The following is a 14,538-nucleotide window of genomic DNA, read 5'->3' on the forward strand; positions in this document are numbered from 1 at the left end:
ATCTCCTCACGTCGATATCCGACAGTGGACTGTCATTTCGGCCGAGCGTAGACAGCCGCTAAGTGACAGTCAACTGTCAGTGACGGAAGGGCCTAGCCTGAACAGATGGCCAGCACCGAGGCAGTCACCGCCGACAACTTCACCCGCGCCGAATCCGACCTGTACTTCAGCCACATCGCCGAAGACGACGGGTTCGGGCAGTTCATGCACTATCGCGAGCTGAGTCCGATCGACCACCAACGAGTCATCCGGCAGAACCGCGACACCCTGTACTCGGCCTCGGTGTTCGACCTCGCGGCCGGCCCGGTCACCGTCACGCTGCCCGACGCGGGCCCGCGCTTCCTGTCGGCGCAGATCATCACCGAGGACCATTACGTGCCGCGGGTGATCTACGGCGAGGGCCAGGTTCGGTTGACGCGCGAGGAGATCGGCACGCGGTATGCGGTGGTGGCGGTGCGAATCCTGGTCGACCCGAACGATCCTGACGACCTGCCGGTCGTACACCGGTTGCAGGACGCCATCGGGGTCCAGCAGGGCAGCCGGGGTCAGTTCGAGATCCCGTCGTGGGATCCCGTCAGCCAGAACACCGTCCGCCAGGCGCTGCTGACACTGGCCACCACGCTGACCGACACCAAGCGGATGTTCGGCACCCGCGAGAGCACCGACCCGGTCCGGCACCTGATCGGCTCGGCCTCGGCCTGGGGCGGCAATCCCGAGAGCGACGCGTTCTACCTGACGATCACCCCGAAAGACAACGACGGCAACACGATTCATCGCCTGACCGTCAAAGACGTTCCCGTCGATGGGTTCTGGTCGGTCACTGTCTACAACAAGGACGGCTATTTCACCGCCAACCCGTTGAACCGCTACTCCTTCAACAGCCTGACCGCGGTGCCCGACGCCGACGGCGCCACCACCATCCAGTTCGGTGGCTGCCGCGACGACACTGCCAACTGCCTGCCCATCACACCGGGCTGGAACTACCTGGTCCGCCTGTATCGGCCGCGGCCCGCAATCCTCAACGGCGACTGGACTTTTCCCGCCGCCCAACCCGTGTGAGGCTCACTCCCCCATCAGCGTCGCCGCCACGGTCGCACCGAGGTTCCAGCACGCCTCGACGTCTGCCTTGGCCGGCTTGCCCGCAACCACGACCGTCTCGGCCGCCTTTACCCAGCCCAATCCGGCGGTGATGCCGTCGATGGCCCGTTCGGCGCCCTCGGTGCCCTCATTGCCGTGCAGGTAGACGCCGAACGGCCGACCGCGGGTGGAGTCCAGTAGCTGGTAGTACGACTGGTCGAAGGCATGTTTGAGTGCGCCGCTGATGTAGCCGAGGTTGGCCGGTGTGCCCAGCAGGTAGCCGTCGGCCTCCAGCATCTCGGCCGACGAACACGTGAGCGCCGGCCGGCGAACGACTTCCACACCCTCGATGTCGGGATCGGTCGCGCCCGCGAGCACCGCCTCGAACATCTCCTGGCAGTGCGGAGACGGCGTGTGGTGCACGATCAGCAGCCGCTTCATGTCTGCTCGGCTTGCATCGCAACAGCTTTGCGCATCGTCTCCCGGGCGCGGCCGCGGTCGCCGGCGTAGTCGTAGGCCCGGGCCAGCCGGTACCACCGCTGCCAGTTGTCCGGGTCGGCTTCCAGCTCGGAGCGCACGGTGTTGAACAGTGCGTCGGCGGCGTCGCGGTCGATACGGCCCGCCGGAGTCCGCGGCAGGTCGCTCACGTCGAGTTCCATGCCGTCCTCGCCCGCGAGCCGGGCCAGCCGCTGATGAGCGAAACCGGCCCGCAGCGTCGCGACCATCGCCCACGCCCCGACGACCGGCAGAATCAGCACCCCGATGCCCAGGGCGATCGCCACCGGCGTCCCGGTGCCGATCAGCGTGATCCCGGTGCGCCCCAGCAGCAGGAAATACACCACCAGGGCCGCACACATGAAGCCGATCAGCAGCTGGAGACGCAACGCGGGATTCACAGGTCGAGCAGCGGTTCGATTCCGATGGTGAGCCCGGGCCGGGTCGCCACCCGGCGGACGGCGAGCAGGACGCCCGGCACGAACGAGGTTCGATCGAGGCTGTCGTGCCGGATGGTCAGCGTCTCGCCCAGCGTGCCGAACAGGACTTCCTGATGGGCGACCAGCCCGGTCAGCCGGATGGAATGCACCGGAATACCGTCGACGTCGGCGCCGCGAGCCCCCTCCAGGCCGGTGCTGGTGGCATCGGGGTTGGGCGGCAAGTCTTTTCGCGCCTCGGCGATCAGTTTGGCGGTGCGCGTCGCGGTGCCCGACGGGGCATCGGCCTTGTGCGGGTGATGCAATTCGATGACTTCCACCGATTCGAAGTACGGTGCGGCCTTCTGCGCGAAATGCATCGACAGCACCGCGCCGATCGCGAAGTTGGGGGCGATCAACACCGCCGAACCCGGCTTGTCGGCCAACCACCCGCTAACCGTGTCGATTCGTTCGTCGGTGAACCCGGTGGTGCCGACGACGGCATGGATTCCGTTGTCGATGAGGAACTTCAGGTTGTCCATCACCACATCGGGGTGGGTGAAGTCGATGACCACTTCGGTGTCGCTGTCGGTCAACAACGACAGCGCGTCGCCGGCGTCGACTTCCGCACTCAGCGTGAGGTCGTCAGCCGCACGCACCGCCTCGCACATGGTGGTTCCGACTTTGCCTCGGGCGCCCAGGACCGCAACTCGCATGCGTGCAGCCTAGTCGGCGGACTATCGCACCAGGGTGGACAGACCGGCGTAGGCGACGGCGACGAAGACGACCCCGAAGAGCGCTGCCGCGAACATTCCCTCGGCGACCGGCACGAGCCGCCGGAATCTGACCGAGAGAAGCACGACCACGCCACCGAGAACCGCCGCATACGCCGGCGCGAACAGCCAGTAATAGACCAAGGGCGTCGCTGCCATCGCGAACAATCCGAGCAACAGGCCGATCACCAGCGGCGCGAGTCGAGGCGCAGCCGGTTCCCAGGACATCACAGCCTCCACAGCCAGGACTGCAGCGCAACGGTGCCGACCACGATCCATCCGGACAGCGCGCAGAGAACCAGCGCCAGCCCCACGGTGCGCACCAACGACCGCAGCAGCAGAAGCAGTGCGCAACCCACGAACAGGGTCAAAGCGCTGGTCGCGACGAAGGTGAGGAGGTCGGCCGGGGTCATCCAGCCCCGGTGGGTCGGGCCGTGTTCATGAGCGGTCACGAGCGTCGACAACAGCCCCCAATAAACACCACCGAGCACGGCTCCGAAAAAGACCGCCAACCTGTATTGAATGCCGGATCGCTGCTCTGTCATCGGCCACCTCCTTTGCCGCGTTGAGCAAAAGCTAGGCGATCGGCCGACACCGCACTAGTCACCCTGACTCAATGCGGCAAACCCCGCTCACAGAAGGTTGCCAGGTCCTACCATCGCCAGTGGGGAGGTCGGGGGATGTTCAAACAAGCAGGCTTGGCCGTGCTGATGAGTGCCGCACTCATCACGTCGGCCCCAATGGGTAATGCCGCGACGGTTCTGACACTCGAGGGCGGCTTTGTCGGCATGCAGCACATCTGGCACTTCGTGCCGCAGCAGCTGCAGGGCGATCTGTGTAAATCGCCCAACCACTGTCAGCCGGTCGACTATTTCGCATTTCCGGGTGGCGCCTTCACCGATTCGGGCGCGGCGAAAGTCGTACAGGCGATCGATGCGTTGCCCGACGACGAGCAAATCATCCTGTTCGGGCACAGTCAGGGCGGCCAGGTCGTCTACTCCGATCTGCGCCGGTTTGCCGCCGACCCGTCCAGCGCCCCGGACCCGTCGCGGCTGACGTGGGTGTCGATCGGCAATCCGGAGAACCCCTACGGGGGCCGGCGGAACAAGACCGAGACCCCCAATCAGTGGCTTCCGCCCGACACCGCCTACACGGGCATCGAGGTGATCCGGCAATACGACGGCTGGGCCGACTGGCCCGATGATCCGCGCAATCTGCTCGCGGTCGCCAACGCCGTCGTCGGGATGTTCTCCATCCACGTCGATTACAAGAACGTCGATCTCGACGACCCGAACAACGTCCGCTTCACCCCCGAGGTGAACGGGCAGCCGGGCAACGTCACCTACGTGTGGTCGCCCACCAAGACGCTGCCGCTGGTGGCGTGGGCCGGACCGCTGGCCCCGGCGCTGGACAATGCGCTGCGGCCGATCATCGAGAAGGCCTACCACCGGCCGGTCGACATTCCCGATCCCACCCCGCCATCGTCGGCCGCCGTCACAACAGCCCAAAAGAGCACCGCACCAACGAAATCGACGGGATCAGTCAAGCGCGCCGGTGGGAAATCCAATGCGAAGCCCGCGAGTGGACCTAAACCGAAAGGCACGGCGTCCTCGGCTCGACACAACTGAGTTTTCTGTCGGTGGTCCGGAGTAGTCTTTCGAACATGGGTTCGATCGACGGCTTGTTGGATGCGCTCGACGATGTCGTCGCGTCCATCGCCGCGGTCGATCTCGAGACCTTGCCCCCGCCGAAGCGGTTCGCAGTGTTGGCACGGATGGAGACGGCCCAGCGAATCCAGGCGGCGACGTCCCATGCCGGAGTGGCCAGCCTGAAACAGTTCCAGGGCTGCCCGCCGGTCGGCATTGCGCTGGCCGATGCATTGCGGATCAGTCCGCGTGAGGCCCGGCGGCGGATGCGGGATGCAGAGCAGTTGGCGCCGCGCACCACGTTGACCGGGCAGCCCCTACCGCCCGTCCTGCCGGCAACAGCTGAAGCGTGGAACGACGGGCAGCTCGATGGTGAGCATCTACGGGTGATCCAGAAGTTCTTCCGCGAGCTGCCCGATCATGTGCCACCGACCGAGGTGGAGAAGGCCGAACGCTCGCTGGCGCAGAAAGCGGCAGTGCTGCGGCCGGATCAGCTGGAGAAGGTCGCACACCGACTGGCGTTGCATCTGAATCCCGACGGAAAGTTCTCCGACGTTGACCGGGCGCGCAAGCGTGGCTTCGTTTGGTGCGGCGGCCAACAGGTCGACGGGATGAGTGTGGGCCGGTTGATCGCCGACCCGGAGTTGCGGTCGGAGTTGGATGCGTGGTTCGCGAAGTTCGCCGCTCCGGGCGTGTGCAATCCCGACGACCAGAATCCGACGACGAGTCCCACAGATGAAATGGCCGAACGCGATTCGCGCACCTACGGGCAGCGCCAACACGACGCTCTCAAGGCGTTGGTGCGTGGCCGGCTTGGGGATCCGAAACTGGGGCAGCACAACGGCTTACCCGTGACAGTGATTGCGACGGCCACCATCCAAGATCTCCAGGAAAAGACCGGGCATGCGGTGACCGCGGCTGGCACGCTGCTGCCGATCCCGGACCTGATCCGGATGGCCAGCTATGCCTACCACTACCTCGCGTTGTTCGACGGCGTCAACGGGCGAGCGTTATGGCTGGGCCGTGATCGACGGTTCGCCACCGCCGACCAGCGAATCATCCTGCACTCCAAGGACCTTGGTTGTACACGGCCCGGCTGTGATGCACCCGCCTATCACACCGTGGTCCATCACGCCGCCCAAGACTGGAAGAACGGCGGCAAAACCGACATCAACGACCTGGGCCTCGCCTGCCCACCCGACAATCAACTCGTCGAAACCGGTGGCTGGGAAACCAGAAAACTCCCCAACGGCGACACCGAATGGATCCCACCACCCGACCTGCCCATGCTCAAAGGCGGCGTCAACGACTACCACCACCCTGAACGACTACTGGGCACCGACAGCGACCCGCCGTCCGGTGGCGCGGGCAATGACGCCGCCTAGAGCGGCGCGGCGCCGCGCAGGTGTTCGAAGATGAGCGACGTCTGGGTGCCTGCCACATCGGGGTCAGCGTTGAGGTTCTCGACCACGAACGAGCGCAGATCGTCGGTGTCGCGGGCGGCCACGTGAATGATGAAGTCCTCGGCGCCGGCCAGGAAGTAGACGTCCATCACCTGGGGCTTGCGCCGGATCTTCTGGATGAAGGTGTGAATCCGGCCGCGGGCGTTGGATTGCAGGCTCACCGAGATCATCGCCTGCAGCGAGAGCCCGATCGCCGACGGATCGATATCGGTGTAGAAACCGCGGATCACGCCGACGTCCTGGAGCCGCCGCACCCGCCCGTGACAGGTCGACGGGGCGATGCCCACCGCATCGGCCAGTGCACTGTTGGACATCCGCGCATCGGCGTGCAACGCCGCCAGAATCCGGCGGTCGACGTCGTCCAGCTCGGCGGCCCGAACATTCTTCGGAGCAGCGGACGATCCGACATCAGTTTTCGTCGATCCTTCGGACATAGCGACATATTAATGAATTTTCGTCGTCATGATTGCGATCACACCGAAAGTTCTTCACAATTCTTCTAAGCCAATTCCCGAACTAGGAGCGATCATGCGTGTCGGTATCCCGACCGAGATCAAGAACAACGAGTACCGCGTCGCCATCACCCCGGCCGGCGTGTCCGAGCTGGTCCGCCGTGGCCATGAGGTGATGGTCCAGGCCGGTGCCGGCGAGGGATCCGCCCTCCACGACGCCGACTTCAAAGCCGCCGGCGCCCAGATCATCAACACCGCCGATCAGGTGTGGGCCGAAGCCGACCTCCTGCTGAAGGTCAAGGAGCCCATCGAGGCCGAATATTCGCGCATGCGCGAGGGCCAGACCCTGTTCACCTACCTGCACCTGGCCGCTTCGCGTCCGTGCACCGACGCCCTGCTGGCGTCGGGCACCACGTCGATCGCCTACGAGACCGTGCAGACCGCCGATGGCGCACTGCCGCTGCTGGCCCCGATGAGTGAGGTCGCCGGGCGGCTCGCCGCTCAGGTCGGCGCCTATCACCTGATGCGCACCCAGGGTGGTCGCGGTGTGCTGATGGGTGGCGTCCCCGGCGTCGCCCCGGCCAAGGTCGTGGTGATCGGCGGTGGGATGGCCGGCGACAACGCCGCCGCAGTCGCCTGGGGTATGGGCGCGCACGTCACGGTGTTCGACCTCAACGTCAACATCCTGCGCAAGATCGACGCCGAGTACTGCGGCGCGATCGAGACCCGTTACTCCTCGCAGCTCGACCTCGAGGACGCCGTCAAGCAGGCCGATCTGGTCATCGGCGCGGTGCTGGTGCCGGGTGCCAAGGCGCCCAAGCTGGTCACCAATGCGACTGTGGCACAGATGAAGCCAGGCGCGGTGCTGGTCGACATCGCGATCGACCAGGGTGGTTGCTTCGAGGATTCCAAGCCCACCACGCACGACAACCCGACGTTCAATGTCCACGACGCGGTGTTCTACTGCGTGGCCAACATGCCCGGCGCGGTGCCGCGCACGTCGACGTACGCGCTGACCAACGCGACGATGCCCTACGTGCTCAAGCTGGCCGACAAGGGCTGGCAGGGCGCCTGCCAGGCCGATGCGGCCCTGGCCAAGGGTCTGTCGACCCATCAGGGCCAGCTGCTCAGCCACGAGGTCGCCCACGACCTGGATCTGCCCTACACCGATCCGGCCGGCCTACTGGCCTGAAAACCTTTGTGAGCCAACGGCTCACCTGCACACAGCGGACCGGGATAGCTCACTGAGCGTCCCGGTTCGTTGGTATTCAGGCCATGTCGGCCGGTGGATGCCCGAGGCAGATCAGCGCGCCCAGCGGATCGCGCAACACCGCGAGCGTGCCGTACGGGGTCTCCTCGCCGGGCATCAGGATCTCCGCACCGAGCGCTTCGGCCTGTTTGACCGTCGCGGCCACATCGTCGACCATGATGTACACCTGCCAGAACGACGGCACCTCGGCGGGAAAGAGCTTGGCCGCGTCCATGATTCCCGAATACGCGCTCTCCCCGGCGAAGACCTGTCCGTAGCGGTCGGGGCCGACGGCATCCGGGTCCCCCCCGGTGCCGATCTCGTCGATGCGGGCACCGAGCACCGTCCGGTAGAACGCCAGCGATGCGTCGTAGTCCTTGCTCTGGCATTCGAACCAGTACGGCGTGCCGTGCTCACCCCACTCGGTGAAACCGGGATGAGTTCCCGGCTGCCAGAAGCCGATAACCGCGCCGGCCGGGTCGACGACGACCATCATCGACCCCAGATCGCCGACCGGCATCGGCGGCACCATCACCGACGCGCCCGCCGCTTCGGCCGCCGCGACCGTGGCGGCGCCGTCGGCGGTATGCAGATACACCGACCAGATGTTCGCCGGACCGTCGCCCATCGGCGGGATCAGACCGGCGACCCGCTTACCGTTGCGGGTGAAGTTCTGGTAGCCGCCGAACTCCGGGTTCGCGGGCCCCTCGAGCGTCCAGCCGAAGATCTCGCCGTAGAACTCCGCGGCGCGGGCGGGATCGCTGCTCATCAGGTCGAACCAGATGGGCGCCCCGATCGGGGCGGTGTACTCACTCACGATGAATCCTTTCGGCGGTTCTTCGGTGTCCTCAGTACTGACATTCCCATTCCCCAAAACTCATCGGCCCGCGCCGGTCAGTCGAAGAGATCACCGTCGACGTAGAACCAGCGGCGCGCCCGCACGGCGAACCGGGACCGCTCATGCAGCGTGCCCCTTTCTCGGCCGTCCCGGTAGTGCGCCCGGAATTCGACTTCGCCGTGCTCGTCGCCCGCCTCGCCGTCGACGGTGTCGAGGATCTGCAGACCGGTCCAGATCAACTCACCGGGTGACAGCGCCTCGGGCCGGGTGCGCGGATGCCAGGTCTGCCACACGTAGTCGAGATCGCCGACGGCGTAGGCGCTATAGCGGGACCGCATCAGCTCTTCCGCGGTGGCGGCCTGCCGTTCGCCTTGGTGCAGTGGCAGGCAACAGCGACCGAACGGCTCACCCGATCCGCAGGGGCACGCGTCGGTCGCTTGCACCGTCGGCTAGCTCTTGCCGAGCAGGACCGGGAGCGCCAGCGTCGCCACTTCCCCGACGAGGTCGCGCAGCGCGGGCGTGTTCGCGTCACTGGACTGCGTGCGGGTCATGATCGCCAGCAGCAGGCGTTCACCGCTGGGCCCGAACGCGATTCCGACGTCGTTGGTGCTGGCGAAGTCACCGCTGCCGGTCTTGTCCGCGGTGGTCCAGCCAGGCGGCAAGCCCGCCCGCATGCTGGACGTGGTGTTGGCGCGCATCCAGTCTTCGAGCTGCGTGCGGTGCGGTTCGTCCAGCACGTCACCGGTGAGCACGGCCAGGATGCCGCCGCCCAACGCCCGCGGGGTGCTGGTGTCCCGCGGATCGCCGGGCAGGGCCGAATTCAGTTCGGTTTCCCAGCGATCCAGCCGGGTGGTCTGGTCGCCGATGGACCGCGCGAACGCGGTGATCGCCGGCGGTCCGCCGATCACCCGCAGCAAGAGGTTGGCCGCGGTGTTGTCGCTGACCTGCAACGCCGCGGCACACAGATCCGAAAGTGCCATCGGCTTACCGACATTGGGCTCGGTGCGCGGAGAATTGGGCCGCAGCAGCTCCGGATCGACCACCACGGTGTCGATGAGTGCCAGCTCCCCGGCCTGGGCCTTCTGCAGAACCCGCGCCGAGAGGTAGGCCTTGAACGTCGAGCACATCGCAAACGGGTCGCCGTCGCGGTGCGCCACCACCTGTTTCGTATCCAGGTTCTGGCCGTACAGACCCACGAATGCGTTGTGCCGCTTCTCCAGTGCCGCGATCCGCTGATCGAGTGGCGGCAGCGGTTCGGCCGGGTCGCTGAGTGTCGGGTGTGCGGGCGTGGTCGTAGGACTGCATGCGGCAGCCGTCAGCGCCGCACCAACGACGAGGAAGCCCCGGCGCGAAAGGCTCACCCGATCTCCCCAGCCAGGGCCGCGACGATATCGGCGGCGCTGCCACTGCTGGTCCGCCGCCACGACGTGCCCGCCCACAGATTGGTGCCGTGCGGATCGCCCGCGGCCACCGAGGCTCTGCGCAGCGGACCGGTCATCTGGTTGACCTCCGGATAGCCCAGCGGTGCCACGTCGTCGTAGCGTCTGGTGAAATCGTTGGCCAGTCCTCGCGCATACCGACCCGAGAATGCCCGCGTCACAACGGTTTCGGTGAACTTCTCGTCAGTCAGCGCAGCCCGGTGGGCCCCGTTGGTACCCGCCTCGTCGGACAGCAGAAACGCCGTTCCGGCTTGAGCCGCGGCCGCTCCGGCGCCCAGGACCCGCCGGACATCCGCCGCGCCGGCCAGGCCACCCGCGGCGATCACCGGCACACGGTGGGCCGCGACGATCGCCGCCAGTAGACCGTCCAGTGGTTCGTCACCGGGACGGGCCACCGGATCGAACGTGCCACGATGGCCGCCCGCCTCCGGGCCTTGCACCACCAGCGCGTCGGTGCCGGCGGACACCGCCGTATTCGCCTCGTCCAGGCTGGTCACCGTCACCGCGGTCAGCACGCCGCGGTCACGCAGGCGGCCAAGGACTTCCGCGCTCGGGCACCCGAAGGTGAACGAGGCCACCTCCGGCGCGAGATCGGCGACGACATCGAGTTTGGCCTGCCAGGCGTCATCGTCAGGACGGGGCTCCGGGACCTCGGCTCCGTACTGTTCGGCCAGCGGTGCCAGTAGTTCGCGATAGCGTTCCAACTCGCCGGGCGTCGCGGCCGACGGCCCCGGCACAAACAGATTCACCCCGATCGGCGCCGACGTGAGCGCACGCGCCGCGACCACGATCTCGGCGAATTTCTCGGCGCTCAGATAGCCTGCCGCCACGAATCCCAGGCCGCCGGCATTGGATACCGCCGCCGCCAGTGCGGGAGTGCTCGGACCTCCTGCCATTGGTGCACCGAGAATGGGTACCGCCAAATCCTGCAGGCCGAAGGTCACGGCTAGCTCCTGATCATCCGAAGGGGTTGTGGCAGTGAGCGTTTAGACTTGTGCGGGCCGAGCACGGCGCCGCCGAAGGGTTTGGTCAGCACCTGGCGGGCGATCGCGTTGACCTCGTCGAGGGTCACCTCGTCGATGCGCTGAAGCGTGGTGGAGATACTGCGGTATTCACCGTAGTTCAGCTCGCTGCGGCCCAGCCGGTGCATCCGCGACGCCGAATCCTCGAGGCCGAGCACCAGGCCGCCCCGGATCGAGCCCTTGGCGATGCGGCATTCCGCTTCGGTGATGCCGTCGCGTGCCACATCGTCGAGCACTTCGGTGGTCAATCGCACCACCTCGTCGAAGCGCTCGGGAAGGCACGCCGCATATACCGACAATGCCCCGGTGTCGGAGAACGTGTCAACCGACGAGAACACCGAGTACGCGAGGCCTCGGCTTTCCCGAATCTGTTGGAAAAGACGCGAACTGAGGCCACCGCCCAGTGCGGTGTTGAGCACCGAGAGAGCCCAGCGGTGCGGCCAGTGCCGCCCGGGAATCCGCACGCCCAGCGACAGATGGGTCTGCTCGGAGTCGCGGTTGATCAGCGCCAGCGTGGGCGAGCTGGTCAGTCGGCCGGTGCCCTTGCGGGGCGGCTGCGGGGTCCGGCCCTTCTGCAGGCGACCCGCAAAGTGCTTGCGCACCAGCCTGACCACCTCATCGTGCTCGATGTTTCCAGCCACCGCCACGACCATGCGCTCCGGGGTGTAGCGACGGACGTGGAACGAATGCAGTTGCGCACGGGTCATGTCGGAGACCGACTCGACGCTCCCGATCACCGGTCGCCCGACGGGATGGTCGCCGAACATGGCGGTCAGGAAGACATCTCCGAGAGTGTCTTCGGGATCGTCGTCGCGCATCGCGATCTCTTCGAGGACCACGTCGCGTTCCAGTTCGACGTCATGCGCCGCGCACACGCCGTTGAGCACCACGTCGGAGACCATGTCGACGGCGAGCTCCAAGTCGTCGTCGAGCACGTGCGCGTAGTAGCAGGTGTGTTCCTTGGCGGTGAACGCGTTCAGCTCACCACCGACGGCGTCGATGGATTGCGCGATCTCGACCGCGGTACGGGTCGGGGTCGCCTTGAACAACAGATGTTCCAAGAAGTGCGCGGCGCCGGCCACGGTCGGGCCCTCGTCACGGGAGCCGACATTGACCCAGACACCGACCGAGGCCGAACGCACCGACGGCACGAACTCGGTGACGACCCGCAGGCCGCCGGGAAGTACGGTGCGCCGCACCGCAACCGGCGCCTCGCTGGGGAGGCGCCGGCTACGGCGAAGTGAGGGGTTAGGCGCCGGCGGTCGCGGCATCGGCATCAACAGGAGCCGGTGCATCGTCGGGCGCGGCTGCCCCTTCCTCGTCCACCAGGACCAGAGAGATCTTGCCGCGGTTGTCGATGTCGGCAATCTCCACACGGAGCTTGTCGCCGACCTTGACCACGTCCTCGACCTTGTTGATCCGCTTGCCGCGGCCCAGCTTCGAGATGTGCACCAGGCCGTCACGTCCGGGCAGCAGCGAGACGAAGGCACCGAAGTCGGTGGTCTTCACCACGGTGCCGAGGAACCGCTCGCCGGTCTTGGGCAGCTGCGGGTTGGCGATCGCGTTGATCCGGTCGATGGCCGCCTGCGCCGACGGGCCGTCGGTGGCACCAACGAACACCGTGCCGTCGTCCTCGATCGAGATCGAGGCGCCGGTCTCCTCGGTGATCGAGTTGATCATCTTGCCCTTGGGGCCGATGATCTCGCCGATCTTGTCCACCGGCACCTTGATGGCGGTGACCCGAGGCGCGTACGGGCTCATCTCGTCGGGCGCGTCGATGGCCTCGGCCATCACCTCGAGGATGGTCAGGCGCGCGTCCTTGGCCTGCGCCAGCGCACCGGCCAGCACCTGCGACGGAATACCGTCGAGCTTGGTGTCCAGCTGCAGGGCGGTGACGAAGTCCTTGGTGCCCGCGCACTTGAAGTCCATGTCGCCGAAGGCATCTTCGGCGCCGAGGATATCGGTCAGCGTGACGAAGCGACGCTCGGTCTTGCCGTCGACCTCGACATCGTCGGACACCAGACCCATCGCGATACCGGCGACCGGGGCCTTCAGCGGCACACCGGCGTTCAGCAGCGACAGGGTGGACGCACACACCGAGCCCATCGAGGTGGAACCGTTGGAGCCCAACGCTTCCGACACCTGGCGGATGGCGTACGGGAACTCCTCGACGCTCGGCAGCACCGGCATCAGCGCACGCTCGGCCAGCGCGCCGTGGCCGATCTCGCGACGCTTGGGCGAACCGACCCGGCCGGTCTCACCGGTCGAATACGGCGGGAAGTTGTAGTGGTGCATGTAGCGCTTGGAGGTCTCGGGGCCCAGCGAGTCGATCTGCTGAGCCATCTTGACCATGTCCAGCGTGGTGACACCCATGATCTGGGTCTCGCCGCGCTCGAACAGTGCGCTGCCGTGTGCGCGCGGGATGATCGCGACCTCGGCCGACAGGGCACGGATGTCGGTGACACCGCGGCCGTCGATGCGGAAGTGGTCGGTCAAGATGCGCTGGCGCACAAGCTTCTTGGTGAGCGAGCGGTAAGCCGCGCCGATTTCCTTCTCACGCCCGGCGAAGGTCTCGCCGAGCTCTCCGAGGACCTCGTTCTTGATCTCGTCGGTGCGCTCGTCGCGCTCCTGCTTGCCGGCGATGGTGAGCGCCTGCGCCAGCGAGCCGCCGGCCACGTGCGAAACGGCCGCATACACGTCGTCCTGATAATCCGGGAACAGCGGGTAATCGGCGACCGGCTTGGCGGCCCGCTCGGCCAGCGCCGACTGGGCATCGCACAATGCGGCGATGAACGGCTTGGCGGCTTCCAGGCCTTCGGCGACGACGGCCTCGGTGGGCGCACCGGCGCCACCGGCGACGAGCTCGATGACGTTGTCGGTGGCCTCGGCCTCGACCATCATGATCGCGACGTCGTCACCCGCCTTGCGGCCGGCGACGACCATGTCGAACACGGCGCCTTCGAGCTGCTCGACGGTCGGGAAGGCAACCCACTGGCCGTCGATCAGGGCGACGCGCACGCCGCCGACCGGACCCGAGAACGGCAGACCGGAGATCTGGGTGGAGGCCGACGCGGCGTTGATCGCCAGCACGTCGTAGAGGTCCTTGGGATCCAGGCTCAGGATCGTGACCACGACCTGAATCTCGTTACGCAGACCCGAGATGAACGTCGGGCGCAGCGGCCGGTCGATCAGGCGGCAGGTCAGGATCGCGTCGGTGGACGGTCGGCCCTCGCGACGGAAGAACGAGCCGGGGATCCGGCCCGCGGCGTACATCCGCTCTTCGACGTCGATGGTCAGCGGGAAAAAGTCGAAATGGTCCTTGGGGCTCTTGCTGGCGGTGGTCGCCGACAGGAGCATGGTCTCGTCGTCGAGGTAGGCGACGACGGAACCGGCGGCCTGCTGAGCCAGCCGGCCGGTCTCGAAACGAATGGTGCGGGTGCCGAAGCTCCCGTTGTCAATGACGGCGGTCGACTCGAAGACGCCTTCGTCGATTTCAGCTACAGACATGGATGTCCGTTCAGCCTTTCTGAGTTCACTGTTCAGCTGTTTTGCGTCGTCACAGATGAACCCAGGTAGACCTGGGCGCTACGAGGCTTGGGCCTGAGTGCGGCTACGGCCGTCGATCGAAGCGGCCGGGCACTTCCCAAGTTTCTTGAGGCCAAGTTCCT

At 66.5% G+C, this 14,538-nt stretch carries 16 protein-coding genes; 4 read left to right on the plus strand and 12 right to left on the minus strand.

The genetic code is table 11. From position 1 onward, the window contains the following. Positions 1-105: 105 nt before the first annotated feature. Entirely contained in the window at positions 106-1,059 is a 954-nt protein-coding gene (locus EV580_RS03400) for a DUF1214 domain-containing protein (RefSeq protein WP_133689717.1), read from the plus strand. Positions 1,060-1,062: 3 nt separating this feature from the next. On the opposite strand, the gene EV580_RS03405 is transcribed toward EV580_RS03400, so the two are convergent. From EV580_RS03405 to EV580_RS03425, 5 genes are read right to left on the minus strand one after another with little or no spacing between them, the layout of a single operon-like run. After that, the gene (locus EV580_RS03405) at positions 1,063-1,518 is read right to left on the minus strand and encodes a flavodoxin family protein (protein WP_133689718.1); all 456 of its coding nucleotides are present in this window, start codon (positions 1,516-1,518) and stop codon (positions 1,063-1,065) included. Beyond that, on the minus strand, positions 1,515-1,934 hold the full coding sequence (locus EV580_RS03410; protein ID WP_133691014.1) for a tetratricopeptide repeat protein: 420 nt from the start codon (positions 1,932-1,934) through the stop codon (positions 1,515-1,517). Before EV580_RS03410 ends, EV580_RS03405 begins: the two co-directional genes overlap by 4 nt. 35 nt (positions 1,935-1,969) lie before the next feature. Then, entirely contained in the window at positions 1,970-2,704 is a 735-nt protein-coding gene (dapB, locus tag EV580_RS03415) for a 4-hydroxy-tetrahydrodipicolinate reductase (RefSeq protein WP_133689719.1), read from the minus strand. A 21-nt stretch (positions 2,705-2,725) separates the two neighbouring features. Then, positions 2,726-2,989, minus strand: a complete 264-nt coding sequence (locus EV580_RS03420; protein ID WP_133689720.1) for a hypothetical protein — start codon at positions 2,987-2,989, stop codon at positions 2,726-2,728. Further along, positions 2,989-3,306: a hypothetical protein gene (locus EV580_RS03425; RefSeq protein WP_133689721.1), complete on the minus strand. Its 318-nt coding sequence runs from the start codon at positions 3,304-3,306 to the stop codon at positions 2,989-2,991. The genes EV580_RS03420 and EV580_RS03425 overlap by 1 nt, the downstream gene beginning before the upstream one ends. A 135-nt stretch (positions 3,307-3,441) precedes the next feature. On the opposite strand from EV580_RS03425, the gene EV580_RS03430 reads away from it, so the two are divergent. Further along, entirely contained in the window at positions 3,442-4,389 is a 948-nt protein-coding gene (locus EV580_RS03430; protein ID WP_133689722.1) for a PE-PPE domain-containing protein, read from the plus strand. Between the two features lie 35 nt (positions 4,390-4,424). Further along, positions 4,425-5,792, plus strand: coding sequence for an HNH endonuclease signature motif containing protein (locus EV580_RS03435; RefSeq protein WP_133689723.1), 1,368 nt, complete (start codon positions 4,425-4,427; stop codon positions 5,790-5,792). Here the strand turns inward: EV580_RS03435 and aldR are convergent. Next, complete coding sequence (aldR, locus tag EV580_RS03440) at positions 5,789-6,304, minus strand: HTH-type transcriptional regulator AldR (RefSeq protein ID WP_133689724.1); 516 nt, start codon at positions 6,302-6,304, stop codon at positions 5,789-5,791. The two genes, EV580_RS03435 and aldR, sit on opposite strands and share 4 nt — an antisense overlap. A gap of 94 nt (positions 6,305-6,398) precedes the next feature. Here aldR and ald point away from each other — a divergent pair, with 94 nt between their 5' ends. Further along, positions 6,399-7,514, plus strand: a complete 1,116-nt coding sequence (gene ald, locus EV580_RS03445; RefSeq protein WP_133689725.1) for an alanine dehydrogenase — start codon at positions 6,399-6,401, stop codon at positions 7,512-7,514. A 76-nt stretch (positions 7,515-7,590) separates the two neighbouring features. Here the strand turns inward: ald and EV580_RS03450 are convergent, their stop codons facing one another. From EV580_RS03450 to EV580_RS03475, 6 genes are all read right to left on the minus strand, one after another. After that, complete coding sequence (locus EV580_RS03450) at positions 7,591-8,388, minus strand: VOC family protein (RefSeq protein WP_133689726.1); 798 nt, start codon at positions 8,386-8,388, stop codon at positions 7,591-7,593. Between the two features lie 77 nt (positions 8,389-8,465). Continuing rightward, positions 8,466-8,852: a YchJ family protein gene (locus EV580_RS03455; protein WP_133689727.1), complete on the minus strand. Its 387-nt coding sequence runs from the start codon at positions 8,850-8,852 to the stop codon at positions 8,466-8,468. Between the two features lie 6 nt (positions 8,853-8,858). Next, positions 8,859-9,770 carry a class A beta-lactamase gene (gene bla / locus EV580_RS03460; protein ID WP_133689728.1) on the minus strand — a complete coding sequence of 304 codons (912 nt, stop codon included), beginning with the start codon at positions 9,768-9,770 and terminating at the stop codon, positions 8,859-8,861. Next, a complete protein-coding gene (locus tag EV580_RS03465) occupies positions 9,767-10,792 on the minus strand; it encodes a nitronate monooxygenase (RefSeq protein ID WP_133689729.1) in 1,026 nt (341 codons plus the stop codon). The genes bla and EV580_RS03465 overlap by 4 nt, the downstream gene beginning before the upstream one ends. Positions 10,793-10,794: 2 nt before the next feature. After that, entirely contained in the window at positions 10,795-12,141 is a 1,347-nt protein-coding gene (locus EV580_RS03470) for a M16 family metallopeptidase (RefSeq protein WP_133689730.1), read from the minus strand. Beyond that, positions 12,119-14,377, minus strand: a complete 2,259-nt coding sequence (locus EV580_RS03475) for a polyribonucleotide nucleotidyltransferase (protein WP_133689731.1) — start codon at positions 14,375-14,377, stop codon at positions 12,119-12,121. The genes EV580_RS03470 and EV580_RS03475 overlap by 23 nt, the downstream gene beginning before the upstream one ends. Positions 14,378-14,538: the final 161 nt, after the last annotated feature.

The organism is Mycobacterium sp. BK086 (assembly GCA_004362315.1).
Taxonomy (GTDB): Bacteria; Actinomycetota; Actinomycetes; order Mycobacteriales; family Mycobacteriaceae; genus Mycobacterium.